The 22,731-nt window shown below is 72.0% G+C and carries 21 protein-coding genes and 1 pseudogene; 14 read left to right on the forward strand and 8 right to left on the reverse strand.

From position 1 onward, the window contains the following. Positions 1–143: 143 nt before the first annotated feature. Both ABD944_RS36940 and ABD944_RS36945 read left to right on the forward strand, forming a co-directional pair. Positions 144–1,979, forward strand: coding sequence for a bifunctional metallophosphatase/5'-nucleotidase (locus tag ABD944_RS36940; RefSeq protein ID WP_345185103.1), 1,836 nt, complete (start codon positions 144–146; stop codon positions 1,977–1,979). Between the two features lie 51 nt (positions 1,980–2,030). Next, positions 2,031–2,807, forward strand: a complete 777-nt coding sequence (locus tag ABD944_RS36945; protein ID WP_345185106.1) for a phytanoyl-CoA dioxygenase family protein — start codon at positions 2,031–2,033, stop codon at positions 2,805–2,807. Positions 2,808–2,826: 19 nt separating this feature from the next. Here ABD944_RS36945 and ABD944_RS36950 read toward each other — a convergent pair whose 3' ends face one another. Next, on the reverse strand, positions 2,827–3,771 hold the full coding sequence (locus tag ABD944_RS36950; protein WP_345185108.1) for a helix-turn-helix domain-containing protein: 945 nt from the start codon (positions 3,769–3,771) through the stop codon (positions 2,827–2,829). A gap of 71 nt (positions 3,772–3,842) precedes the next feature. On the opposite strand from ABD944_RS36950, the gene ABD944_RS36955 reads away from it, so the two are divergent. Beyond that, entirely contained in the window at positions 3,843–5,267 is a 1,425-nt protein-coding gene (locus tag ABD944_RS36955; RefSeq protein ID WP_345185110.1) for a pyridoxal phosphate-dependent decarboxylase family protein, read from the forward strand. A gap of 10 nt (positions 5,268–5,277) precedes the next feature. On the opposite strand, the pseudogene ABD944_RS36960 reads toward ABD944_RS36955, so the two are convergent. Next, positions 5,278–5,466, reverse strand: a pseudogene (locus ABD944_RS36960) (SAM-dependent methyltransferase); the annotation flags it as partial. A 298-nt stretch (positions 5,467–5,764) separates the two neighbouring features. Here ABD944_RS36960 and ABD944_RS36965 point away from each other — a divergent pair. The 5 genes from ABD944_RS36965 (at position 5,765) to ABD944_RS36985 (ending at position 9,013) form a co-directional block, all read left to right on the forward strand. Next, the gene (locus ABD944_RS36965) at positions 5,765–5,896 is read left to right on the forward strand and encodes a hypothetical protein (RefSeq protein ID WP_345185112.1); all 132 of its coding nucleotides are present in this window, start codon (positions 5,765–5,767) and stop codon (positions 5,894–5,896) included. A 20-nt stretch (positions 5,897–5,916) separates the two neighbouring features. Continuing rightward, a complete protein-coding gene (locus ABD944_RS36970; RefSeq protein WP_345185114.1) occupies positions 5,917–6,366 on the forward strand; it encodes a hypothetical protein in 450 nt (149 codons plus the stop codon). Continuing rightward, positions 6,363–6,749, forward strand: coding sequence for a winged helix-turn-helix domain-containing protein (locus ABD944_RS36975; protein WP_345185116.1), 387 nt, complete (start codon positions 6,363–6,365; stop codon positions 6,747–6,749). The genes ABD944_RS36970 and ABD944_RS36975 overlap by 4 nt, the downstream gene beginning before the upstream one ends. 209 nt (positions 6,750–6,958) lie before the next feature. Continuing rightward, on the forward strand, positions 6,959–8,281 hold the full coding sequence (locus ABD944_RS36980; protein ID WP_345185119.1) for a glycoside hydrolase family 15 protein: 1,323 nt from the start codon (positions 6,959–6,961) through the stop codon (positions 8,279–8,281). Between the two features lie 291 nt (positions 8,282–8,572). After that, positions 8,573–9,013 carry a cytochrome P450 gene (locus ABD944_RS36985; RefSeq protein WP_345185122.1) on the forward strand — a complete coding sequence of 147 codons (441 nt, stop codon included), beginning with the start codon at positions 8,573–8,575 and terminating at the stop codon, positions 9,011–9,013. On the opposite strand, the gene ABD944_RS36990 is transcribed toward ABD944_RS36985, so the two are convergent. Continuing rightward, positions 8,988–9,812: an oxygenase MpaB family protein gene (locus ABD944_RS36990; RefSeq protein WP_345185125.1), complete on the reverse strand. Its 825-nt coding sequence runs from the start codon at positions 9,810–9,812 to the stop codon at positions 8,988–8,990. The two genes, ABD944_RS36985 and ABD944_RS36990, sit on opposite strands and share 26 nt — an antisense overlap. A gap of 175 nt (positions 9,813–9,987) precedes the next feature. Then, positions 9,988–10,719, reverse strand: coding sequence for an isocitrate lyase/PEP mutase family protein (locus tag ABD944_RS36995; protein WP_345185127.1), 732 nt, complete (start codon positions 10,717–10,719; stop codon positions 9,988–9,990). Positions 10,720–10,857: 138 nt separating this feature from the next. On the opposite strand from ABD944_RS36995, the gene ABD944_RS37000 reads away from it, so the two are divergent. From ABD944_RS37000 to ABD944_RS37015, 4 genes are all read left to right on the forward strand, one after another. Further along, positions 10,858–11,886 carry an alpha/beta hydrolase gene (locus tag ABD944_RS37000; protein ID WP_345185129.1) on the forward strand — a complete coding sequence of 343 codons (1,029 nt, stop codon included), beginning with the start codon at positions 10,858–10,860 and terminating at the stop codon, positions 11,884–11,886. A gap of 334 nt (positions 11,887–12,220) precedes the next feature. Next, on the forward strand, positions 12,221–14,632 hold the full coding sequence (locus tag ABD944_RS37005) for a M4 family metallopeptidase (protein WP_345185132.1): 2,412 nt from the start codon (positions 12,221–12,223) through the stop codon (positions 14,630–14,632). 83 nt (positions 14,633–14,715) lie between these two features. Next, complete coding sequence (locus ABD944_RS37010; protein ID WP_345185135.1) at positions 14,716–16,224, forward strand: M28 family peptidase; 1,509 nt, start codon at positions 14,716–14,718, stop codon at positions 16,222–16,224. Positions 16,225–16,358: 134 nt separating this feature from the next. Further along, positions 16,359–16,571 (forward strand): DUF2277 domain-containing protein, encoded by a 213-nt coding sequence (locus ABD944_RS37015; protein ID WP_179844599.1) that lies wholly within the window; start codon positions 16,359–16,361, stop codon positions 16,569–16,571. Here ABD944_RS37015 and ABD944_RS37020 read toward each other — a convergent pair. Further along, positions 16,568–17,590: an aspartate-semialdehyde dehydrogenase gene (locus ABD944_RS37020; protein ID WP_345185137.1), complete on the reverse strand. Its 1,023-nt coding sequence runs from the start codon at positions 17,588–17,590 to the stop codon at positions 16,568–16,570. The two genes, ABD944_RS37015 and ABD944_RS37020, sit on opposite strands and share 4 nt — an antisense overlap. A gap of 97 nt (positions 17,591–17,687) precedes the next feature. Further along, positions 17,688–18,839 (reverse strand): acyl-CoA dehydrogenase family protein, encoded by a 1,152-nt coding sequence (locus ABD944_RS37025; RefSeq protein ID WP_345185141.1) that lies wholly within the window; start codon positions 18,837–18,839, stop codon positions 17,688–17,690. A 138-nt stretch (positions 18,840–18,977) separates the two neighbouring features. Here ABD944_RS37025 and ABD944_RS37030 point away from each other — a divergent pair, with 138 nt between their 5' ends. Further along, complete coding sequence (locus tag ABD944_RS37030; protein WP_345185144.1) at positions 18,978–19,292, forward strand: PspC domain-containing protein; 315 nt, start codon at positions 18,978–18,980, stop codon at positions 19,290–19,292. Here the strand turns inward: ABD944_RS37030 and ABD944_RS37035 are convergent. Continuing rightward, positions 19,289–20,617: an MFS transporter gene (locus ABD944_RS37035; protein ID WP_345185147.1), complete on the reverse strand. Its 1,329-nt coding sequence runs from the start codon at positions 20,615–20,617 to the stop codon at positions 19,289–19,291. The genes ABD944_RS37030 and ABD944_RS37035 overlap by 4 nt on opposite strands. Positions 20,618–20,712: 95 nt before the next feature. Continuing rightward, a complete protein-coding gene (locus ABD944_RS37040; RefSeq protein ID WP_378190846.1) occupies positions 20,713–21,063 on the reverse strand; it encodes a metallopeptidase family protein in 351 nt (116 codons plus the stop codon). Positions 21,064–21,086: 23 nt separating this feature from the next. On the opposite strand from ABD944_RS37040, the gene ABD944_RS37045 reads away from it, so the two are divergent. Then, positions 21,087–22,727, forward strand: a complete 1,641-nt coding sequence (locus ABD944_RS37045; protein ID WP_345185150.1) for a metallophosphoesterase family protein — start codon at positions 21,087–21,089, stop codon at positions 22,725–22,727. Positions 22,728–22,731 lie beyond the last annotated feature (4 nt).

Consider the following 22,731-nt stretch of genomic DNA (forward strand, 5'->3'; position numbering starts at 1 on the left):
CAAGATCAGATAGACCCAGGTCAGGCGCCGTGCACAAGGACTGCCAACGAACCCGTCCAAGGATCGGAGGATCTCGCCGAAAGCGATCGTGAGCTGCGCCTCTATCGTTCTGCCGTCCCCTCCGCCGAAGGAACGAGAGCGCCATGCAGAATCCGGACCGCCACAGTCCCCAGGCCCCCGAGCCCCGCTGGTGCTCGTGCCGCGTGCCGGACGTCAGCCGCCGGCAGGTCCTCGGCGGTCTCACCGCCGCGAGCGCGCTGGCCCTGGCCGGATGGCCCGGCTCCGCGCGGGCCGCGGCCGGCGGCCGGTCCGTGACGATCACCGTCATGGGCACGTCCGACCTGCACAGCCACGCCGTCGACTGGGACTACTACAAGGACGCCGAGTACAGCGACAGCGGCGGCAACGTCGTCGGGCTGGCGCGCGTGTCGAGCCTGGTGAACCGGATCCGCGCCGACCGCGGCCGCGAGCGCACCCTGCTCTTCGACGCGGGCGACACCCTCCAGGGCACCCCGCTCGGCTTCTACTACGCCTCCGTCGAGCCGATCACCAGGACGGGCGCGACCCACCCGATGGCGCGGCAGATGAACGCCGTCGGCTACGACGCCGTGGCCCTCGGGAACCACGAGTTCAACTACGGCATCCCGTTCCTGAACCGGTGGATCGAGCAGATGGACGCGCCGGTGCTCGCGGCCAACGCCGTCCACGCGGGCACCCGCCGCCCCGCCTACCGGCCGTACATGATCAAGACGATGCGGGTCCCCGGGCACCCGCCGATCCGCGTCGGGCTGCTCGGCCTCACCAACCCGGGCGTGGCGATCTGGGACAAGGCCAACGTCTCCGGCAGGCTCGACTTCCTGGACCTCGTGGAGACGGCCCGGCGCTGGGTCCCGGTCATCCGCGCGAAGGGCGCCGACGTGGTCGTCGTCAGCGCCCACTCCGGCGACAGCGGCACCTCGTCCTACGGCGACGCCCTGCCCGTCGAGAACGCCGCCGCCCTGGTCGCCGAGCAGGTCCCGGGCATCGACGCGATCCTGTTCGGGCACGCGCATCTGGAGATCCCCGAGCGGTTCGTCACCAACAAGGCCACCGGCCGGACGGTCGTGATGAGCGAGCCGAAGTGCTGGGGCCAGCGCCTGTCGGTCTTCGACCTCACCCTCGTCCACGAGCGGGGCCGCTGGACGGTCACCGGCAAGTCCGCGACGACCGTGAACAGCAACACCGTCGAGGAGGACCCGGCGCTCGTCACCCTCGTCAAGAAGCAGCACGACGCGGTGGTCGCCTACGTCAACAAGGAGGTCGCCACCTCCACCGAGGAGATGTCGGCGGCGGAGTCGTGCTGGAAGGACACGGCGATCCTGGACTACGTCCACCAGGTGCAGACCGCGAAGGTCAGGGAGGCGGTCGCGGGCACCGAGAACGCGTCGCTGCCGGTCGTCTCGATCGCCGCGCCGTTCAGCCGCGCCGCGACCTTCCCGGCCGGGAAGGTCACCATCCGCGACATCGCGGGCCTCTACATCTACGACAACACGCTGCTGGCGAGCATCCTGACGGGCTCCCAGATCAAGGCGTACCTGGAGTACTCGGCCCGGTACTTCAAGCAGGTCGCCCCCGGCGCCCCGGTCGACCCGGCCTCGTGGACGAACGCGAACAACCGCCCCGACTACAACTACGACCAGTTCTCCGGCGTCACCTACGACGTCGACATCGCCAAGCCGGAGGGCTCGCGCATCACCGGCCTGGCCTACGAGGGCGCGCCGGTCGCCGACGACCAGAAGTTCGTCGTCGCGGTCAACAACTACCGCCAGTCGGGCGGCGGCGGCTTCCCCCACGTCGCCGCGGCGCCGGTCGTCTACAACGCGCAGGTGGCGATCCGCGAGGCGATCGTCGAGTACGCGTCCGCCGCGGGGACCATCGACCCCGCCACGTTCCACGTCGGGAACTGGAGGCTCGTCCGCGACGGCGCCCCGGTCTTCTGATCCCGGATAAACCGTTGGCGGCGACGCCGCCGAGGCGGCCATCGTGGGCTCATGCTCTCCGACGCGCAGATGGCCGCCTTCGTCGCCGACGGCTTCGTCCGCGTCGAGGCCGCGTTCCCCCGCACCCTCGCGGACGAATGCCGCGAGGCCGTATGGCGGGACCTGGACGCGGACCCCGGCGACCCGTCCACGTGGCCGACCATCGCCTCGCGCCCCGACTACGCGCAGCCGCCCTTCGTCGCCGCCGCCAACACCCCGCGCCTGCACGCCGCCTTCGACGCCCTGGTGGGGCCGGGACGCTGGGCGCCGCGCACGAGCCTCGGCGGTTTCGTCGTCCGCTTCCCCTCCCCGGAGGCGTCGGTCGTCGACGGCTGGCACGTCGACGTCAGCTTCCCCGGCCCCGGCTCCCTCGCCGGCGACTACATGACCTGGCGCGCGAACATCGCGTCGAAGGACCGGGCCCTGCAGATGTTCTTCCTGTTCTCCGACGTCGGGGAGGACGACGCTCCCACCCGCCTCCGCCCGGGCTCCCACCGCGACACGGCCCGCGTCCTGGCGCCCGAGGGCGAGAACGGCCTGGACGCGCGCGAACTGGCCCGGCGCGCGGACGCCGCCAGCGCCCACCGCCCCACGGCCCTCGCCACGGGCCGCGCGGGCGACGTCTACCTGTGCCACCCCTTCCTCGTCCACGCCGGGCAGCCGCACCTCGGCGAGCACCCCCGCTTCATGGCGCAGCCCAAGCTGTCCCCCGCCGGGCCCCTCCGCGTCGAGCGTCCGGCGGCCGCCTCCCCGGTGGAGATCGCGATCGTCGGAGCACTCGAACCGTGACGCCCCGGCGCGGGACGGGTCAGGGGACGGGCGCGAAGGCGCGGCGGTAGGCGGTCGGCGGGACGCCCACCGCCCGGGTGAAGTGGTGGCGGAGGTTGGCCGGGCTGCCGAGGCCGCAGCACTCGGCGATCTGGTCGACCGGGAGGGACGTGGTCTCCAGGAGTTCGCGCGCGCGGTCGACGCGGATGCCGCGCAGCCACGCCATGGGGGTCGTGCCGGTCGCGGCGTGGAAGCGGCGGATCAGCGTGCGGGTGGTGACGTTGGCGCGGCGCGCCAGGGCGGCGACGGTGAGCGGCTCGTGCAGCCGCTCCCGCGCCCAGTCGAGGAGCGGGCCCAGCTCGTCCGCGTCCGCCGGGGGGACGGCCGCGTCGATGTACTGGGCCTGCCCGCCGGGACGGTGCGCGGGCATCACCAGGCGCTTGGCCAGGGCGCTCGCCACGGCGGCGCCGTGGTCGTTGCGGACGACGTGCAGGCACAGGTCGAGCCCGGCGGCGGTGCCCGCGCTGGTCAGGACGTCGCCGTCGTCGATGTAGAGGACGGACGCGTCCACCAGCACCTTCGGGTGGCGGGCGGCCAGCTGGCCCGCGTGCATCCAGTGGGTGGTCGCGGGGCGCCCGTCCAGGAGCCCCGCGGCGGCGAGGACGAACGCGCCCGTGCACAGCGAGACGATGCGGGCGCCGTTGCCGTGCGCGGCGCGGACCGCGTCGACCAGGTCCGGCGGCTGCTCGTCGACGACGCTCGCGCAGGCGGGGATCACGACGGTGTCGGCGTCGGCGAGCGCGTCGAGACCGTGCCCGGTCTGCGGGACGAAACCGGCGGCGGTGCGGGTGCCGGGGGCGGCGCAGAGACGGAAGTCGTACCAGGAGTCGGCGAGCCCCGGGCGCTCGTACCCGAACACCTCGCACGGGATCGCCAGCTCGAAGATCGGCACCCCTTCGGTGACCGCGACGGCGAGTGTGTGCATGTCACTAATTTAGCGGTGATGGTCACTTCTGCCACTTGGGGCCGGGGGCGGCGCGCGCCAGGCTCGGACGCATGGACGACTTCCCCTCTGGACGAGCCTCCTTCGACCCGCCCCCCGAAGCGGCCGAGCGCGTGTGGCGGCAGGTCGTCGACCTGCTGCGGGACGAGCGCGAACGGATCGCCGGGCGGGACGTGAGCGCCCCCGTGGACGTGGCGGAGCTGCGCGCGGCGATCGGCGCGTACGACTTCGCCCGTCCCGTCCCGCCCCGCGAGGCGGTCGACGGGGTCGCGGAGCTGCTGCGGGCGACCACCGTCCACACCACGCATCCCCGGTACTTCGGGCTGTTCAACCCGACACCGACGCTGATGGGCGTGGTCGGCGAGACGCTCGCGGCGGCGTTCAACCCGCAGCTGGCCGCGTGGTCGCACGCGCCCGCCGCCGCGGAGATGGAGGCGCACCTGCTGCGGTTCCTGGGCGGGCGGCTCGGCTACCCGCCGGAGCGGGTCGCCGGGTCGTTCACGAGCGGAGGCGCGGAGGCGAACCTGACGGCCGTGCTGCTGGCGCTGACCAGGACCTGGCCCGAGTACGGCGAGAAGGGGCTGCGGGCGCTCCCCGGCCGCCCGGTCCTGTACGCGTCGGCCGAGAGCCACCTGGCCTGGCTGAAGATCGCGCACGCGACCGGGATCGGGCGGGAGGCCGTGCGCCTCGTCCCGACCGGGCCCGGGCTGCGGATGGAGGCCGCCCGGCTGGCCGAGCTGGTCACCGCCGACCGCGCGCGCGGCGACCTGCCGTTCCTCGTCGTCGCGACCGCCGGCACCACCGGCGCCGGGGCGATCGACCCGCTGCACGACCTGGCCGACCTCTGCGCGGACCGCGGCCTCCGCCTGCACGTGGACGCCGCCTACGGAGGCGCCGCGGCCCTGTCGGACCGGCTGCGGCCCGCGCTGGACGGCATCGAGCGCGCCGACTCGATCACGCTCGACGCGCACAAGTGGCTGAGCGTCCCGATGGGCGCGGGCGCGCTGCTCGGCACGGACGCCGGCGGCCTCGCGGAGACCTTCCGGGTCACCACGTCCTACATGCCGGACGAGATCCACGGCACCGTCGACCCCTACACGTCGAGCCAGCAGTGGTCGCGGCGGTTCATGGGGCTCAAGCTGTTCCTCAGCCTCGCCGTCGCGGGCCGCGCGGGCTACGCCGAGCAGCTCGAACGCGACGCCGACCTGGCGGACGCGCTGCGCGAGGGGCTCGCCGCCGCGGGCTGGGAGATCGTCAACGACACCCCGCTGCCCGTCGTGTGCTTCGCCGACCCGGCCGACAGGACGTGGGAGCGCCACGACGCGCTCGCCCGCGCGGTCGTGGGGAGCGGGCGAGCGTGGATCAGCCCCGTCCGGCTGGACGGGCGCGCCGCCCTGCGCGCCTGCGTCATCAGCCACCGCACCACGCTCGCGGACGTCGAGGAGCTCGTCACCGCCGTGACCAAGGCGCGCGCCTGAGCGAGGCGGGTCAGGGGACGCTGGCGAGGGCGCACAACATGGAGACGTCCTCGACGGACGGGCGGCCCTCCGCCGGGACGTCCGGACGCCAGTCGACGACCGAGGTGACGCCCGGCGGGAGGAGCTCCAGGCCGTCGAAGAAGCGCGCGAACTCCTCCCGGGTGCGGAGCCGGAACGGGACGCCGCTGCGCGGGTTGGCCTCCTCGTTCTCCGCGTACTGCCTGAATCGCGGTCAGGTCGCCCGCAGCGGACGCACCGGCAACCGATACAACGCCACCCCAGCGGGCCCAGCGACACCGCCAACAGGTCCAGATACCGGCCCCTGACCCTCACACCCTCCAGATCACGCCCCTTGAGTACTGAAGCGCCGCAGCTCGGCGGCTGCCAGTGCGTCACAGGCCAAGTCACGTGGGTCCGTCTCCCCGGGACTGCTTGCGGGACATTCACTCTGCAATATAGAGTTCTCTTTAATACAGATAACTCTAAGGAGTAACGTGATGGCTGGGGATTCACAGAGCTCGGCGCAGACGGCACTTCAGGAAGTGGTCGAGGACACCGAGCGGCTGCGCGCCGGGCGCGCGGCGACCGGCATGCGTCCTCGGTACCGCTGCTGGTCTTCGGCGCACTGACCCTCATCGGCGCCGTCCTGGTGAGCGCCCCCGACGCGTGGGACGCCTACTGGTTGCTGGCCGGGCCGAGCGGATTCCTGGGGACCTGGTTGTGGTACTCGCGGCAGGAGGCCCAGACCGGTGTCGGCCGGGGACGCGGGTCCTACCTACCGCTGGGTATCGCAGTACTCCTCGCCCTGCTGTTCGTGCCGCTGGGGTTCGTCGCGCCGATCCCGGCGGCCGGGCTCGGCCTCGCAGTCATCGCGATCCGGCAGCGCAACGGCTATCTCGGCCTGTGGGCAGTGATGTTCGGAATCATCGGCTGGCTGGAAGGGCACTACGTCATCAGCAACAAACTTGATGAGCGCACTGGCTCAACCGGGTACGACTTCGGCTATCTCGACCATTCGGGCCACGCGGTGTTCGCGCTGACCGGCCTGGCCCTTCTCACCGGAGGCGGAGCCGCGCTGTGGAAGGAGAACCGCCGGTGACCGGATCCAGTAGCGACACCATCGGCGATGCCAGCGGGGAGACCGGCGAGGAGACCGGCGGCCATCCGACCACGACGCTCAACGATGTCGTCCATCAGCGGGTCAGGCTCGGCATCCTTACCGTCCTGCAGGAGACACAGCGCGCCGATTTCGGCTACCTGAAGTCGGCCTTGGAGCTCACCGACGGAAACCTCGGGCGCCACATCGAGATCCTCGAAAAGGAGGGCCTGGTGGCCAGTACCAAGGGCTACCAGGGCCGCCGGCCGCGCACCTGGGTCGAGATCACCGCCGACGGCCGCCGGGCGCTGGCGACGGAGATGAAAGCGCTCAAGCGGCTCCTCACGCGGTTCGAGCACAGTCAGGAACCCTCCGCACAGGACTGACCCGGCCCACTCGTCATACGACCGCGCTGTTGTGCGTCCACCAAAGCGCACGCATTTGGGGCGGCGGAAGCGTGCCCGCGATACAAGGGTGAACAAGCACGCCTTCCTTCCTCGTCACCCCCACATAGCCCGGATCAGTCGGGCCCTCCCTTTCGCGAGGATGAAGGACATTGATCTTTCGCAATTCGCCAATGAGCAGGACCCGTCGCATGAAGCCGCTCTACCCGCTCGTCGCCGCGGCTCTGATCGGGACCGGCGTCGCCGTGACCTTCGGCGAGCGACCGGACCCGCCACGACTGTTCGCCACAGGGATCGCCGTCGGCCGGGACGGGCAGGCAATCGCGATACCGCCCGGGACGCGAGGCCGCTACATCCCGCATACGAGCTTCTTTGTTCCCGACGACCCGCATCTGCGCTCCGCGTACGCCGTGCCGGCTCCGGAGGAGGCGGAGCAATCACTCGGCTGGCTGAAGACGGGTTACGTTCCCGCTTCCTCGACCCCGTACGGCGAGATGGTCGAACGCGCCCTGCTCGACCTGCGGCTACTCACCGGCGACGACGGCGCGATGGTCGCGGCGTTGCACCCGAGATGGCGCTATGTCTGGCCGCGTGACGCGAGCTTCGCCGTGGCGGCGCTCAGCGTGACGCGGCATCACCCCGAAGCCCGTCGGATCCTGGACTTCCTGCAAAGGATCCACCCTGCCCGGGGATTCTGGCAGGCACGGTACCTACCCGACAGATCCGGAAGGGCACCGGACGACCGGGGTGAACAGATCGATGGCTCCGGCTGGGTACCCTGGGCCGTCTGGGTGTGGTTCACCACGAACGCGGATCGGCGGAATGCGGCCCAGACCCTGCAAGAGCTATGGTCCACCGTGGCCACCTCCGCCGATGCGGCCGCACACTCGCTGGAAAAGGAGGGGCTTCCCGCGGCATCGCCGGACTACTGGGAGAAACGCGAGCGTCGGACCACCCTCGGGACCGCCGCACCGCTTCTGCTCGGCTTGCGGGCCGCAACCGACCTCGCCAGAAGGACCGGCCGGCATGCCGAGGCCGCACAATGGTCGGACGCCGCACGTCGTCTCGACGGCGCGATCACGAACACGTTCGGAAGATCCGGCTACCCTCGGACCGTACCGGACGGCGGGGCGGACACAGCCGTCACCTTCCTCGCCCCGCCCTTCGCTCCGAGCGACCCCGCCGTCGACCACAGCGTCGCCGAGGCTGCCGGGAGGCTCACCCTGGCAAACGGCGGCATGAAACCCGGCTCGGCCTGGAAACGCGATGGCATCGCATGGACCGCCGAGACCGCGTTCTTCGCCCTGGCTGAGGCCGCCTCCGGCCGCAGCCAGGCCCGCAGCCGGCTCGCGTGGCTGGCCGCGCACCGAACGCCGCTGGGAGCACTCCCAGAGAAGGTCGACCCAGCAGGAAAACCCGTGTCGGTCGCACCCCTGAGCTGGACCGCCGCGATGGTAGTCCTCACCGCGGCCACGCTGGAATCCAGCCCCGCACTCGCCCCACCCACGCAATGAACCAGGCTTCGTCACCGACACGATCATCGCCGTCCGTAGCCTGTGAAGCGCCCCGGGTCGGATGGAGGCTCTTTATGAGGGGATCGAGTCATGGCACGTCCGTCTCCCTATCCCCCTGAGCTGCGCAGGCGCAGTCCGCGCGGTGGCCGAGGTCCGTCCGGACAGTTGTAGCGGCGGGACGGGTGCGCCGGTTCTCCAGCCGGAACGGGTGGTGGGGCGAGGACCGGCTCACCCCGGAGGAGATCGTCGGCGTGCTGATCCTGCTCGTCGGGGCGGGGCATCGAGACCACGATGCTGACGCTCGGCAACGCCTGGCACGCCGCCTGGCGGCACCCCGACCAGCGGGCGGAGGCGCTGCTTCCAGGAGACGGCGGGCGCGTCGAGGACTGGATCGAGGAGACCCTGCGCTGGGACCCGCCGTCGCAGGCGCTCGCCCGCACCACCACCGAGGACGTCGAGCTGCACGGCGCGACGATCCCGGCGGACGCGCGCGTCCTGCTGCTCGTCGGCGCCGCGGCGGCACCACAGCCTCAGCGCGAACCTCGGCCGGCTGGAGGCCCGCATCGCCCTCGGCGCGATCGCGGACGTCGTCGCCGACTACGAGATCGACATCGACGCGGCCCGGCGGGTCCGCTCCTCCAACGACCGCGGCTTCGCGTCCCTGCCCAGCCGCGTCACGGCGCGCCGCTGACCGGGGCGCCGGGGGTCAGACGATCGGGCGCCCGGTCCTGAGGCGGCGGCGGACGTCGCGCAGGTAGAGGTTGAAGGGGAACTCGCGGGCCGGGCGCGGCAGGGCCCGGTTGCTCACCGCCAGCACGCGGACGAAGCGGTCGAAGCGCGCCTGGTCGCGGGGCGTCCACGGGAAGCCGAGCTCGTCGCGGAAGGGCTGGGGAAGGAAGCCCATCGTCAGGAAGCGGTGGAACCGTCCGAACGTCCGGTGGACGGGCGCGGGCAGGAAGCGCATCTCGGCGAGGTCGCGCAGGTAGCCGCGGGTCACGTCGTCCATCTCGATCTTCGCCAGGCCCTCCCGCCAGTAGTCCTCGAAGGCGTCCCGGTCCGGCGGCCACATGTCCGGGGTGACCTGGAGGGTGGTGCCGAAGCGGGCGCCGTGCCGGTACAGGTCGGCGGCCTGGTCGCGCGACGGCGTCCCGTACAGCATCGTGTAGATCATCTCGACGCCCACGTAGAGGCACGCGGCGACCCACAGCTGGAGGTCGCGGTCGAACGCGTTGTAGGCGACGGGCTCCTTCGCGCGGACGTGCCGGTGCGCGCGGTTCACCTCGCGGCGCATGGCCTCGCGCTCGGCCTCGGTGCCGAGCATGGCGACGGCGATGTAGCTGAGCGTGGTGCGGGCCCGCTTGACCGGGTGCTTGTCGACGCGGCCGCTGTCGACCGTGCTCTCCGCGACGCCGTGCCCGATGGGGAGGCGGGAGAGCTGCATGACGACGTTGGACGCGGCGGCGGCCAGGGCCACCCCGCTGATCGAGTCCAGGACGACCTTCGGCGGCGTCTCCTCCACGGTCGCGGTCATGCCGGCCCCACCTCCGTACGGGCTCGCGCCTGCGCCCACGATTGATACAACGAGTCGAATTTCGTCTCACTGTGCCATCGTAAGTGCGCACTTGCAAGGCGCCCGGGAAGAGAGCGCCCTCACACGCGACCCGCACGGAGGCCGAGGCCGAACGTCCGTGCGGCGGGCGGCCCGGTCAGGCGTAGGGGTTCTCCATCGCCAGGACGCGGCCCGCGAACTCCTTCAGGGAGTCCAGCGCGCGCAGGTACGGCATCGGGCCGTAGGAGACGCGCGCGACGCCCATCTCCGCCAGCTCCGCGAGCGACGTGCCCGGGAAGTTGTTCGCGTTGACCGGGCCCGGGATCCCCTTGACCAGGGCCGGGACGGCGTCCGGCGGCGCCGCGATCGGGTACACGCAGTCGGCCCCGGCCTCCAGGTACAGCCGTCCCCGCGCGATCGCGGACTCGACCGGGTCCGGGAGCTTCGCCACGAACGTGTCGGCGCGGGCGTTGATCACCAGGGCGTCGCCGGCCGCCTCCCGGACGGCCGCGATGTACTCCGCCTGCGCCTCCGGCTCGGCCAGCTCCCCGGCGTAGGTGTCCTCCAGGTTGCAGCCCGCCGCGCCGATGGCGAGCAGCCGCTCGACCAGCTCCCCCGGCTGCAGCCCGTACCCGGCCTCGGCGTCCACGGTGACGGGGACGGTCGCCGCGCGGATCACGCGCTCCGCGGCGGCGAGCATCTCCTCCACGGGCGCCCCCTCGTGGTCGGGGTAGCCGAGCATGGCGGACACGGCGGCGCTCGCGGTGGCGAGGGCCGGGAATCCGGCCTCCTGAACGATCTTCGCGCTCCCCGCGTCCCACACGTTGGGCAGCAGCAGCGGCTCCCCCGGACGGTGCAGGTCCCGCAGCAGTGCGGCGTTGTCGGTCATATCTGTCCCCTTCCTTCCCAAGAGGGACGGAGAACGCGGCCGCGTTGTGACACCCGCGCCCGGCGGCGGCCCCGTCCCGCCGTCCCGGCCATGGGTTAGCGTCAAGGTGATCATCCGCTTGCGACGAGGGAGTACGCAATGCAGCCGTGGTCCGCCGATCTCGCCGGCCGCCTCGAAGACCACGTCGTCAGCAGCGAGCTGCTGCGCGGCAACCCGCTGGACGACCCGCACGAGCGGCCGGTGCTGGTGTACGTACCGCCCGGTTACGACGACGAACCCGACCGCCGCTACCCCAGCGTCTACGTGATCACCGGTTTCACCGGCCATGTCGGGATCTGGCGCAACCGGACGCCCTACCGGCGGCCCTTCCCCGAGACGGCCGACGAGGTGTTCGCCTCCGGGGAGGCGCCGCCCGCGATCGTGGTGTTCGTGGACGCCTGGACGGCGCACGGCGGCAGCCAGTTCGTCGACTCCCCCGGCACCGGCCGCTACCACTCCTACATCTGCGACGAGATCGTCCCGTGGGTGGACGGCCACTACCGGACGCTCGACGCGCCCGAGCACCGGGCGATCAGCGGCAAGTCCAGCGGCGGCTACGGCGCGATGATCACGCCGATGCTCCGTCCCGACCTGTTCGGCGCGCTCGCGACGCACGCGGGCGACGCCCTGTTCGAGTACTGCTACCTGACCGAGTTCCCCAAGTGCGTCCGGCACCTGCGCAAGTACGACGGCGACATCCTGCGCTGGTGGGACGACTTCAGGAGCCGCACCTCGTTCACCAAGCCCGAGGACATGGAGCTGCTCAACATCCTCGGCATGGCCGCGTGCTACTCCGCGCGCGAGGACGGCACGCCCGAGCTGCCGTTCGACCCGGTCACCGGCGTGCTCCGGCCGCGGGTGTGGGAGCGCTGGCTCGCCTGGGACCCGGTGCGGATGGTGCCGGAGCACGCCGAGGCGATGCGCTCGCAGCGGGCGATCTGGATCGACGGCGGCACGCGCGACGAGTGGTACCTCGACATCGGCGCGCAGGCGTTCCACCGGGCGCTGCTCGACGCCGGCGTCGCCGAGGACGCGATCCACTTCGAGCTGTTCGACGCCGGTCACGGCGGCATCGACTACCGCTACCCCCTGGCGCTCTCCTGGCTCTGCCGCCGCATCGCCCCCTGACCGACCCCGCCGGGCGGCCGGCGTCTCAACGCGCGCGCCGCCCTCGCGGTTCCCTGCCCGCCGGGCCGGGCCGATCTCCCGGCCCGGCCCGTTCGCGCTGCTCCGCCACGGAATTCAATGGATTTCAGAGAGGCGCCCGGCAGGATTGAAAATCCAGAACCAAATGGATTTATTGACACCTTTCTCCAACCAGGGTGCACTTCGGGTCAGCTCATCCGGATGAGTCCCCCATCCAAACCCCCCGCCGGGCGGGCGGCGGTTCATGGAGCGCTCTTACAAGGGCCTCCACGTGCCCACCCCCTCCGCCCGCCCGGCACGTGGAAGGAGCACCCCCGTGCGACACCAGACCGCGATCGGGGCGGCGGCGTTGTCCGTCGGCCTCGCCGTGGCGATGTCCTCGCCCGCCTCAGGTGCGACACCCCGCACCGCCCCCGGCGCCCCGGCCAAGCCGGACCCCCGCGCCGTCGCCGCCGCCTCGGCCGACCGCCTGGTCGCGGCGAAGCCCGCCGCGTTCAAGAAGGCCCCCAAGGACAAGATCGTCCGGCGCGGGGTCACCTCGGGCCTGCGCGGCCTCCAGTACGTGGCCTACGAGCGCACCTACGACGGCCTGCCCGTCTACGGCGGCGACTTCGTCGTCACCACCAACGCGAGCGGCGGCGTGCTGAGCACCTCCGTCGACCAGACCCGCACGCTCGACGTGTCGACCAGGGCATCGGTCGGCGAGGCGGAGGCCGCCAGGACCTCGCGCGCCCGCGTGTCCAAGGTCGAGACCGCCTCCACGCCCCGCCTGACGGTGCTCGCCGAAGGCGCGGGACGGCTCGTCTACGAGACCGTCGTCAGCGGCACCCAGAAGAAGGCCCCGACGAAGCTGCACGTGTTCGTCGACGCCAAGAGCGGCAAGGTCGTCAAGACCTACGACGAGGTCCGGGACGCTGCCGACGACCGCAGCTACTACCACGGCACCGTGGACCTCAGCACCGCCGCCACGTCCATGACCGACCCGCAGCGCTCCGGCATCCGGTGCGGCGGCCAGAACGGCTCCGCCTACACCGGCACCGACAGCGCCTGGGGCAGCGGCAGCGGCACGGACCTGGAGACCGCCTGCGTCGACGCGCTCTACGCCGTCCAGAAGGAATGGGACATGCTGGGCTCCTGGCTCGGCCGCAACGGCATCAACGGCAGCGGCGGCGGCTTCCCGCTCCGCGTCGGCCTGAGCGACGTCAACGCCTACTGGAACGGCAGCTACACCAACTTCGGCCACAACCAGGCCGGCACCAAGCAGGCCACCTCGGTCGACGTCGTCGGCCACGAGAACGGCCACGCCGTCTTCACCACCACGCCCGGCGGCGACAGCGGCGGCAACGGGAACGAGAAGGGCGGGATGAACGAGTCGGCCGGCGACATCTTCGGCGCGCTGACCGAGCACTACATGAACGAGCCCGCCACCCTCGACCCGCCGGACTACCTGGTCGGCGAGGAGGTCGACCTGGTCGGCCAGGGCCCTATCCGCAACATGTACAACCCGTCCGCGCTGGGCGACCCGAACTGCTACTCGTCCTCGATCCCCAGCACCGAGGTGCACGCGGCCGCCGGCCCGCAGAACCACTGGTTCTACCTGCTCGCCGAGGGCTCGAACCCGAGCAACGGCAACCCGACCAGCCCCACCTGCAACAACTCCACCGTCACCGGCATCGGCATCCAGAAGGCCGGCCAGATCTTCATGGGCGGCCTGAACCGCAAGGTGACGAGCTGGAGCCACGCCCGCGCCCGCGTCGAGACGATCAACGCGGCGCTGCAGCTGTTCCCCGGCTCGGCCACCGAGTGCAACGCGGTGAAGGCGGCGTGGAGCGCGATCAACGTTCCCGCGCAGAGCGGCGAGGCGGCCTGCGGCACCCAGCAGAACGACTTCTCGGTCACGCTGAGCCCCGGCTCGGGCAGCGCCCAGGCGGGCGGGACGGCGACCGCCACGGTCGCCACCCAGACCACGGGCGGCACCGCCCAGCAGATCTCGCTGTCGGCGACGAGCAGCCCGTCCGGCCCGACCGCGACGTTCTCCCCATCCACGATCACCTCGGGGCAGTCGTCCACGATGACCGTCACCGTCCCGGCCGGGACCGCTGACGGCACCTACCGGCTGACCGTGCTCGCCGACGGCGCGTCCGTCGACCGCACGGCCACCTACACGCTGACCGTCGGGCAGGGCCAGCCCGGCTCCGTCTACTCCGACGACTTCGAGTCCGGGACGGGCTGGACGACCAACCCGAACGGCACCGACACCGCCACCGCGGGCCGCTGGGAGCGGGGCACCCCGCAGCCGACCAGCTACTCCGGCACCAACCTGCAGCTCGCCGCCGCGGGCGGCAGCGGCGCCCTCGTGACGGGCGCGGCCGCCGGAACCGACGCCGGAACCTACGACCTCGACGGCGGCGTCAGCAGCGTCCAGTCGCCGGCGATCAGCCTGCCGAGCGGCACCCTCTCGCTGAAGTTCTCCTGGAACTTCGCCTACCTCAACAACAGCTCGACCGACGACTACCTGCGCGTCCGCGTCGTCGGCGCGAACGGGTCGAGCACCGTGCTGAACCAGAGCGGCGCCGCGGCCAACAAGGCCGGGGCGTGGCAGACGGCGACGTACGACCTGTCCGCCTACGCCGGCCAGTCCGTCCGCATCCTCGTCGAAGCGGCCGACAACGGAACCGGCAGCCTCGTCGAGGCCGGCATCGACAACGTCACCATCACCAAGGCCTGACCGCCCCCCGCCCGCGGCCCGCGACGGGGCCCGCTCCCCCGTCGCGGGCCGCGCCCTACCTGGAGGAACGCATGAGATCGCGCATGATCGCGAGCTTGGGCGCGGCGGCCCTCGCGGCGTCGGCCCTGCTCGCCCCGTCCGGCGCCGCGGCCGCGCCCGCCCCGCTGGCCGCCCCCGACATCTCGCTCGCCAACGTCAAGGCGCACCTGTCCCAGCTGCAGAGCATCGCCACCGCCAACGGCGGCAACCGCGCCCACGGCCGCCCCGGCTTCCGCGCCTCGATCGACTACGTGAAGGGCAGGCTGGACGCCGCCGGCTACCAGACCAGCGTCCAGTCGTTCACCTACAACGGCTCCACCGGCTACAACCTCATCGCCGACTGGCCGGGCGGCGACACGAACAACGTCCTGATGACCGGCGCGCACCTCGACAGCGTCACGGCCGGGCCCGGCATCAACGACAACGGCTCCGGCTCGGCCGCGAACCTGGAGATCGCCCTCACCATCGCCCGCGAGAAGTACGCGCCCAAGCGGCACCTGCGGTTCGGCTGGTGGGGCGCCGAGGAGCTCGGCCTCGTCGGCTCCACCAACTACGTCAACAACCTCGCCTCCACCGAGCGGTCGAAGATCAAGGGCTATCTGAACTTCGACATGGTCGGCTCCCCCAACCCGGGCTACTTCGCCTACGACGGCGACGGCTCCAGCGGCAGCGGCGGCCCCGCCGGATCCGCCGAGATCGAGCAGACGCTGCGCGCCTACTTCCAGTCGATCAACGTGCCCGTCCAGGACACCGCGTTCGACGGACGCTCCGACTACGGGCCGTTCATCCGGTACGGGATCGCCGCCGGAGGCCTGTTCACCGGCGCCGAGGGACGCAAGACGACGCAGCAGGCGCAGCTGTGGGGCGGCCAGGCCGGCGTCGCGTTCGACCGCTGCTACCACTCGTCCTGCGACACCACGTCCAACATCGACGACACCGCCCTCGACCGCAACGCCGACGCCATCGCCCACGCCGTCTGGACGCTCGGCGGCGACGGGGGCACCACGGAACCGCCCGGCGACACCGTCTTCACCGACGACCTCGAATCGGGCACCGGCTGGACGACCAACCCGAACGGCACCGACACCGCCACCGCGGGCCGCTGGGAGCGGGGCACCCCGCAGCCGACCAGCTACTCCGGCACCAACCTGCAGCTCGCCGCCGCGAGCGGCAGCGGCGCGCTCGTGACGGGCGCGGCCGCCGGAACCGACGCCGGGACCTACGACCTCGACGGCGGCACCACCACCGTCCAGTCGCCCGCGATCGCGCTGCCCGCCGGCTCGAAGACGCTGTCGTTCTCCTGGTACCTCGCCCACCTGAACAACAGCTCCACCGACGACTACCTGCGGGTGCGGGTCGTCGGGCCGAACGGCTCCACGACCGTCCTCGACCAGGCCGGAGCGGCGGCCAACCGCGCCGGCTCCTGGCAGACGCAGACCGCGGACGTCTCCGCCTACGCCGGCCAGACCGTCCGCATCGTCGCCGAGGCCGCCGACAACGGAACCGGCAGCCTCATCGAGGCCGGCCTCGACACCATCAAGATCACCAAGTAGCCGCAGGCTGTGTCGATCGCAGTGCCCTCCTCCGCCTGGCCTCTGGCCCGGCGGGGGAGGGCACAGCGACGGAATCGCCTCGCCTGCCTGGCGGCACGGTGCGGGTTGTCGGTGGGGCGGAGCAGACTTGAGTCATGTGCCGCAGTATCAAGACGCTTCGACCGCCGTACTCCGACGACGTCACCGACGAGGACGTGCGGGCGGCGGCGCTCCAGTATGTGCGCAAGATCTCCGGGTTCCGGGCGCCCGCCTCGCATAACGCGGAGGCGTTCGACCGGGCCGTGGAGGAGATCGCGCGGAGCACCGCCGCCCTTCTCGAAACCCTGGAGGTGCGGGGGCGCCGTTAGCCCTCGGCGGCGACCAGTTCGGCGATCTGGACGGTGTTGAGGGCCGCGCCCTTGCGCAGGTTGTCGCCGGAGCAGAACAGGGCGAGGCCGTTCTCGACGGTCTCGTCGCGGCGGATGCGGCCCACGTAGGTGGGGTCCTGGCCGGCGGCCTGGAGCGGCGTCGGGACGTCCGAGAGGACGACGCCGGGCGCCCCCGCCAGCAGCTCGCTGGCGCGCTCGGGGCTGAGCGGGCGCTCGAAGCGGGCGTTGACCTGCAGGGAGTGGCCGGTGAACACGGGGACGCGCACGCAGGTGCCCGAGACCTTCAGGTCCGGAAGCTCAAGGATCTTGCGGCTCTCGTTGCGGAGCTTCTGCTCCTCGTCGGTCTCGGCGAGGCCGTCGTCGACGATCGAGCCCGCCATGGGGAGCACGTTGAACGCGATCGGGCGCACGTAGACCGACGGCTCGGGGAACTCCACGGCCGTCCCGGCGTGGGTCAGCCGGTCGGCGGTCTGGACGGTCTTGGCGGCCTGGTCGTGCAGCTCGGCGACGCCGGCGAGGCCGCTGCCGGAGACGGCCTGGTAGGTGGAGACGACGAGGGCGGTCAGCCCGGCCTCGGCGTGCAGGGGGCGCAGCACCGGCATGGCGGCCATCGTGGTGCAGTTCGGGTTGGCGATGATGCCCTTCGGGCGCTGCCTCGCGGCGTGCGGGTTGACCTCCGCCACGACCAGCGGGACGTCCGGGTCCATCCGCCAGCCCGAGGAGTTGTCGATCACGACGGCTCCGGCGGCGGCGACCTTCGGCGCCAGTTCCTTGGACGTGGTCTTGCCCGCGGAGAACAGCACGATGTCGAGCCCGGTGTAGTCGGCGGCCGCCGCGTCCTCGACGGTGACCTCGCCGCCGTTCCACGGGAGCCTGCGGCCCGCGGAGCGCGCGGAGGCGAAGAGCCGCAGCTCGTCGACCGGAAATCCTCTTTCGGCCAGGATCTCGAGCATCTTGGCCCCGACCTGTCCGGTGGCCCCGACGATGCCGACTCTCATGCCGCTCCCTCGTGTAGATCGCTTGACCGGGCGAGTCTGCCCAGGTCGGATACAGGACGTCCAGTGATTAACCCTACGCGGAGGGGTCGAGCACTGCTTAACGGAAGGCGTCCAGCCCGGTGACGGCCTTCCCGAGGGTCAGCAGGTGAACCTCCTGGGTGCCCTCGTAGGTCAGGACGCTCTCCAGGTTGTTCATGTGCCGGATCACCGGGTATTCGAGCGTGATCCCGTTGGCGCCGAGGACGGTGCGGGCCTCCCGGGCCACGTCCAGCGCGGCGCGGACGTTCGCGAGCTTGCCGAACGAGACCTGCTGCGGGGTCGCGTTCCCCTCGTCCTTCAGCCGCCCGACGTGCAGGGCGACGAGGCCCGCCTGGCCGAGTGCGACCTCCATCCAGGCGAGCTTCTCCTGCGTGAGCTGGAACGACCCGATCGGCTTGCCGAACTGCACGCGGGTCTTGGCGTAGTCGACGGCCGCCTCGTAGCAGGACCGCCCGGCCCCGACCGCGCCCCACAGGATCCCGTACCGGGCCTCCGAGAGGCAGCCGAGCGGGCCCTTCAGGCCCTTCACTCCGGGCAGCATCGCCGACTCCGGCAGGCGCACGCCGTCCAGCACCAGCTCGGAGGTGACCGATGCCCGCAGCGACAGCTTGCGGTGGATGTCGCTCGTGGTGAACCCCGGAGTGCCCTTGGGGACGAGGAAGCCGCGGATCCCGTCGTCGGTGCGCGCCCACACCACCGCGACGTCGGCGATCGAACCGTTGGTGATCCACATCTTGGCGCCGTCCAGCACCCAGCCGGCGCCGTCCCGGACGGCGCGGGTGAGCATGTCGCCGGGGTCGGAGCCGCGGTCGGGCTCGGTCAGCCCGAAGCAGCCGATCGCCTCCCCCGCGGCCATCCTCGGCAGCCACTCGGTCTTCTGGTCCTCCGAGCCGTACTTGTGGATCGCCGCCATCGCCAGCGAGCCCTGGACGGACACGAAGCTGCGCAGCCCCGAGTCGGCCGCCTCCAGCTCCCGGCACGCCACCCCGTAGGCGACGGCGCTCGTCCCGGCGCAGCCGTAGCCCTCCAGGTGCATGCCGAGCAGGCCCAGCTTGCCCAGCTCGGGGGCCAGCTCGCGCGCGGGGAACGTCCCGTCCTCGAACCAGGCCGCCAGGTGCGGCGCCACCTTCTCCGCCACGAAGGCGCGCACGGTGTCGCGGACCATCCGCTCCTCGTCGGTGAGCCGGTCGTCTACGCGCAGCACGTCCATGCGGGGTCTCCTCCGTCCGGGGCCGTCCGCGACGAGGGTACGTCGCTGGGCCGACCCTGACCGGGCAGGGGTGCGATCAGGGATGAATCAGGGCGAATCCGGATGTCAGAGTTACCTTTCGCTGGGCATGATCGAGGCATGGACATGGACAAGACCACGGGCAGGCAACTCCGCCGCACGCACGAGGGACGCATGGTCGCCGGGGTGTGCTCCGGCGCGGGCCGGTTCCTCGGCGTCGACCCCAACATCCTCCGGCTCGGCCTGGCCATCTTCACGATCTTCGGCGGCGCCGGCGTCGCGCTCTACGCGATCGCGTGGCTCCTCATCCCCGAGGAGGGCGCGCAGAAGTCGGTCGCCGAGGACCTGTTCAAGAAGGCGAGCGACTCCCCGACCGTCCAGGACGCGGTGCAGAAGACGAAGGACGCGGTCAACAAGAACCGCACCCACGCCTAGGACGCCGGGATGCCGGACAGCTCGTCGCCGCCCCCGGCGGAGGGGGTGACGACGACGGGTTCGACGTGCTCGCGCGTCCCGGCGACGACGCCGCCGCGGACCTGGTTCCAGCCCAGGGTGAGGATCGCGGCGGCCGACAGGCCGAGGACGCCCGCGAGCGCCACCACCGTCTCCGGCCCCAGCACCTGGGCGGCGGCGCCGCCGACGAGGATGCCGACGCCCTGACCGGCGAGGATGCCGGACTGGGCGAGCCCGAACGCCTGCCCCCGCCCCGACGCGGGCACCGCCCCCACGAACGCGGTGTTGGCGGCGAGCTGGTAGGCGCCGCCGACGCCCGACAGCGCCCACAGCACGACGACGCACCACAGCGGCGGATGCGCGCCCGCGCCGATCAGCGGCAGGCACGCCAGCATCGACATCCAGCCCATGACGTGGAGCCGGCTCGCCGGACGGACGAACCGGCTGAACAGCAGCGACCCCACCACCATGCCCGCCGGCATCGCCGCCAGCAGCAGCCCGGCCGTCACCGCCCCGCCCCCGAACGTCGCCGCGTACGGGACGGCCAGGCCCTCGGGGATCACGTAGAACGCGCACAGCCACGCGAACAGCACCAGCGACCGCAGCACCGGATCGCCGAACACCAGCCGCACGCCGTCGCGCGTCCCCCGCCACAGCCCGAGCGACTGGGGCTCCCTGCTCCGCTGCGCGGGCCGCCGCCGCAGCCCGCCGATCAGCACGACGGCGGACGCGCCGAACGTCAGCGCGTCCAGCCCGAGGGCCTCGTAGGTCCCGACGACGGCGACGGCCGCGCCGCCCAGGAGGAAGCCCAGGACCTGCGTGATCTGCTGGGTGACGCTCGCGATCGCCGAGCCCGCCACATATCGGTCGCCTTCCAGCACGTCCGGCATGACCGCGGCGCGCGCGGCGGAGAACGGCGTCCCCAGCAGCACCGTCAGGAACACCAGCCCCGCGAGCCCCGCGACCGGCATCGGCACGAGCGCCATCACCGCCACCAGCCCGGCCCGCAGGACGTCGCAGACGACCATGACCGTCCGGCGCGGGAACAGGTCGGCGAGGCCGGACAGCACCGGCCCGCCCACGATCGGCGGGATGTAGGTCAGCGCGTACATCAGCGCCGTGAGCAGCGTCGACCTGGTGTGGTCGTACACGAGCACGGCCAGCGCGACCTGCGCGAGCTGGTCGCCGACGAACGACAGGGCCTGCGCGAGCCAGAGAGCGCGGAACTCGCCCACCGCGAACACCTCGCGGTAGGTCGCCTGCTCATCCGGCGGACGACGATGCCGGCCGGTCTGCCTTCCCGCCACGCACGCTCCAGTTCAGCCCGCCCGGTGCCGGGCGCCCTCCCCTATTAACTCACGCTGCGTGGCAGTCGCGTGACCTACAGTGCGCATTTCCCTGATCAATATCCGAGTTCGTGCAGTCGCTCGTCGCTGATCCCGAAGTGGTGCGCGATCTCGTGTACGACTGTTATCCGGACTTCTTCCACAACGTCCTCCGCGGTGTCGCAGATCCGGAGGATCTCGTGGCGGTAGATCGATATGTGATCGGGCAGGACGGCCCCGTACCAGTCGCCCCGCTCGGTGAGGGGGATGCCCTGGTACAGGCCGAGAAGGCCGCGCTCGGGCGCGTCGTCCTCCACGACGATGACGACATTGCGCATGTGGGCGGTCAGCTCCGGCGGCACACTGTCGAGAGCCTCCGCCACGAGGTCCTCGAACGCCTCTCGCGACAACTCCATCACACTGGTCATTCTGCTCGACAGAAGGGGAACACGTGCCCAAGGTCCGCGCCGCGTCGACCCAGGCCCTCGCCGCCGTGCGCGCACAGGCCGCGCGCGCCCGCGCCGCCTGCTCGCCCGTCACCCGCCGCGCCCGGCCCGTCCTCACCAGCCGCTGGACGCGGTTCTCCCTCGTCATCGTCGTCGGCCTCGCCGGAGGCTATCTCGGCCTCCTCGCCGGCGGCAGCTACGTCACCCCCGTCGGCCCCGCGGACGTCCAGCTCACCCTGCACCCGTCCCTGCACGGCGGGACGACCCTGAAGCTGCCCCCGCTCGGCTCCCTCCGCCTCGACACCCACGGGGGCCCGGTCTCCCTGGAGGCCCGCCTCACCGACCTGCGCCCCGACCAGGCCAAGAAGCTGATCGAGGACGACACCGAGGTCGACCGCCTGACCGACCAGATCGCCGGCCAGCTCCGGCACGGCCTCGCCGAGCTCCTCCTGCGCGCCGTCCTCATCGGCCTGGCCACGAGCTTCGTCGCGTCCCTGGCCCTCTTCCGCTCCTGGCGGCGCGCCCTGCTCGGCCTGGGCTCCGCCGCCGCCGGCCTCGTCGCCCTCACCCTCATCACCTGGGGGACGTTCAACCCCCAGTCCATCGCCGAGCCCCGCTACACCGGCCTGCTCGCCAACGCCCCCCAGGTCGTCGGCGACGCCCGCAGCATCGTCGAGCGCTTCTCCGCCTACCGCGCCCAGCTCGCCCGCCTCGTCGGCAACGTCTCCGAGCTGTACGCCACCACCTCCACCCTCCCCACCTACGAGCCCGACCCCTCCACCATCCGCGTCCTGCACGTCTCCGACATCCACCTCAACCCCGCCGCCTGGAACGTGATCAAGTCCGTCAGCACCCAGTTCAAGGTCGACCTCATCATCGACAGCGGCGACCTGATGGACCACGGCAGCAAGCCCGAGGACAAGTTCGCCGACGAGATCTCCGGCCTGAAGGTCCCCTACGTCTACGTCCGCGGCAACCACGACTCCAAGGTCACCCAGAAGGCCGTCGGGCGGGAGAAGAACGCCATCGTCCTGGACGGTGAGACCCGCGAGGTGGCGGGCCTGCGCGTGTACGGCCTCGGCGACCCCCGCTTCACCCCCGACAAGAGCACCCGCGACGACTACGTCGGCGCCGACCAGCTCCGCGCCGAGGGCCTCAGGCACGCCGACGAGCTCCGCAAGGCGGGCAAGCTCCCCGACCTCGTCGTCACCCACGACCCCACCGAGGGCGAAGGCTTCTCCGGCGTCGCCCCCATGGTCCTCGCGGGCCACACCCACACCCGCTCGACCAAGCTCCTGCCCACCGGCACCCGCCTGTTCGTCCAGGGCTCCACCGGCGGCGCCGGCCTGCGCGGCCTCGAACACGAGGAGCCCACCCCCATCGAGCTGTCCGTCCTCTACTTCAGCCGTGCCAGCCACCGCCTCCAGGGCTGGGACGACCTGCGCCTCGGCGGCCTCGGCCTCACGTCCGCCCAGATCGAACGCCACCTCGAACCCGCCCCGGACCGCCCCGTCACGCCCCAGCCCCCGGCCGCGTCCCCGCCCGCGTCCCCGACGTCCCCGTTCCCCTCGGAGTTCCCGTCCGACTGGCCGTCCCGCACCCCGTCCCCGACCGTCACCCCGTCGCGCACCACCTCTCCGAGGTAACCGT

The organism is Actinomadura verrucosospora (genome assembly GCF_039540335.1).
GTDB lineage: Bacteria > Actinomycetota > Actinomycetes > Streptosporangiales > Streptosporangiaceae > Spirillospora > Spirillospora verrucosospora.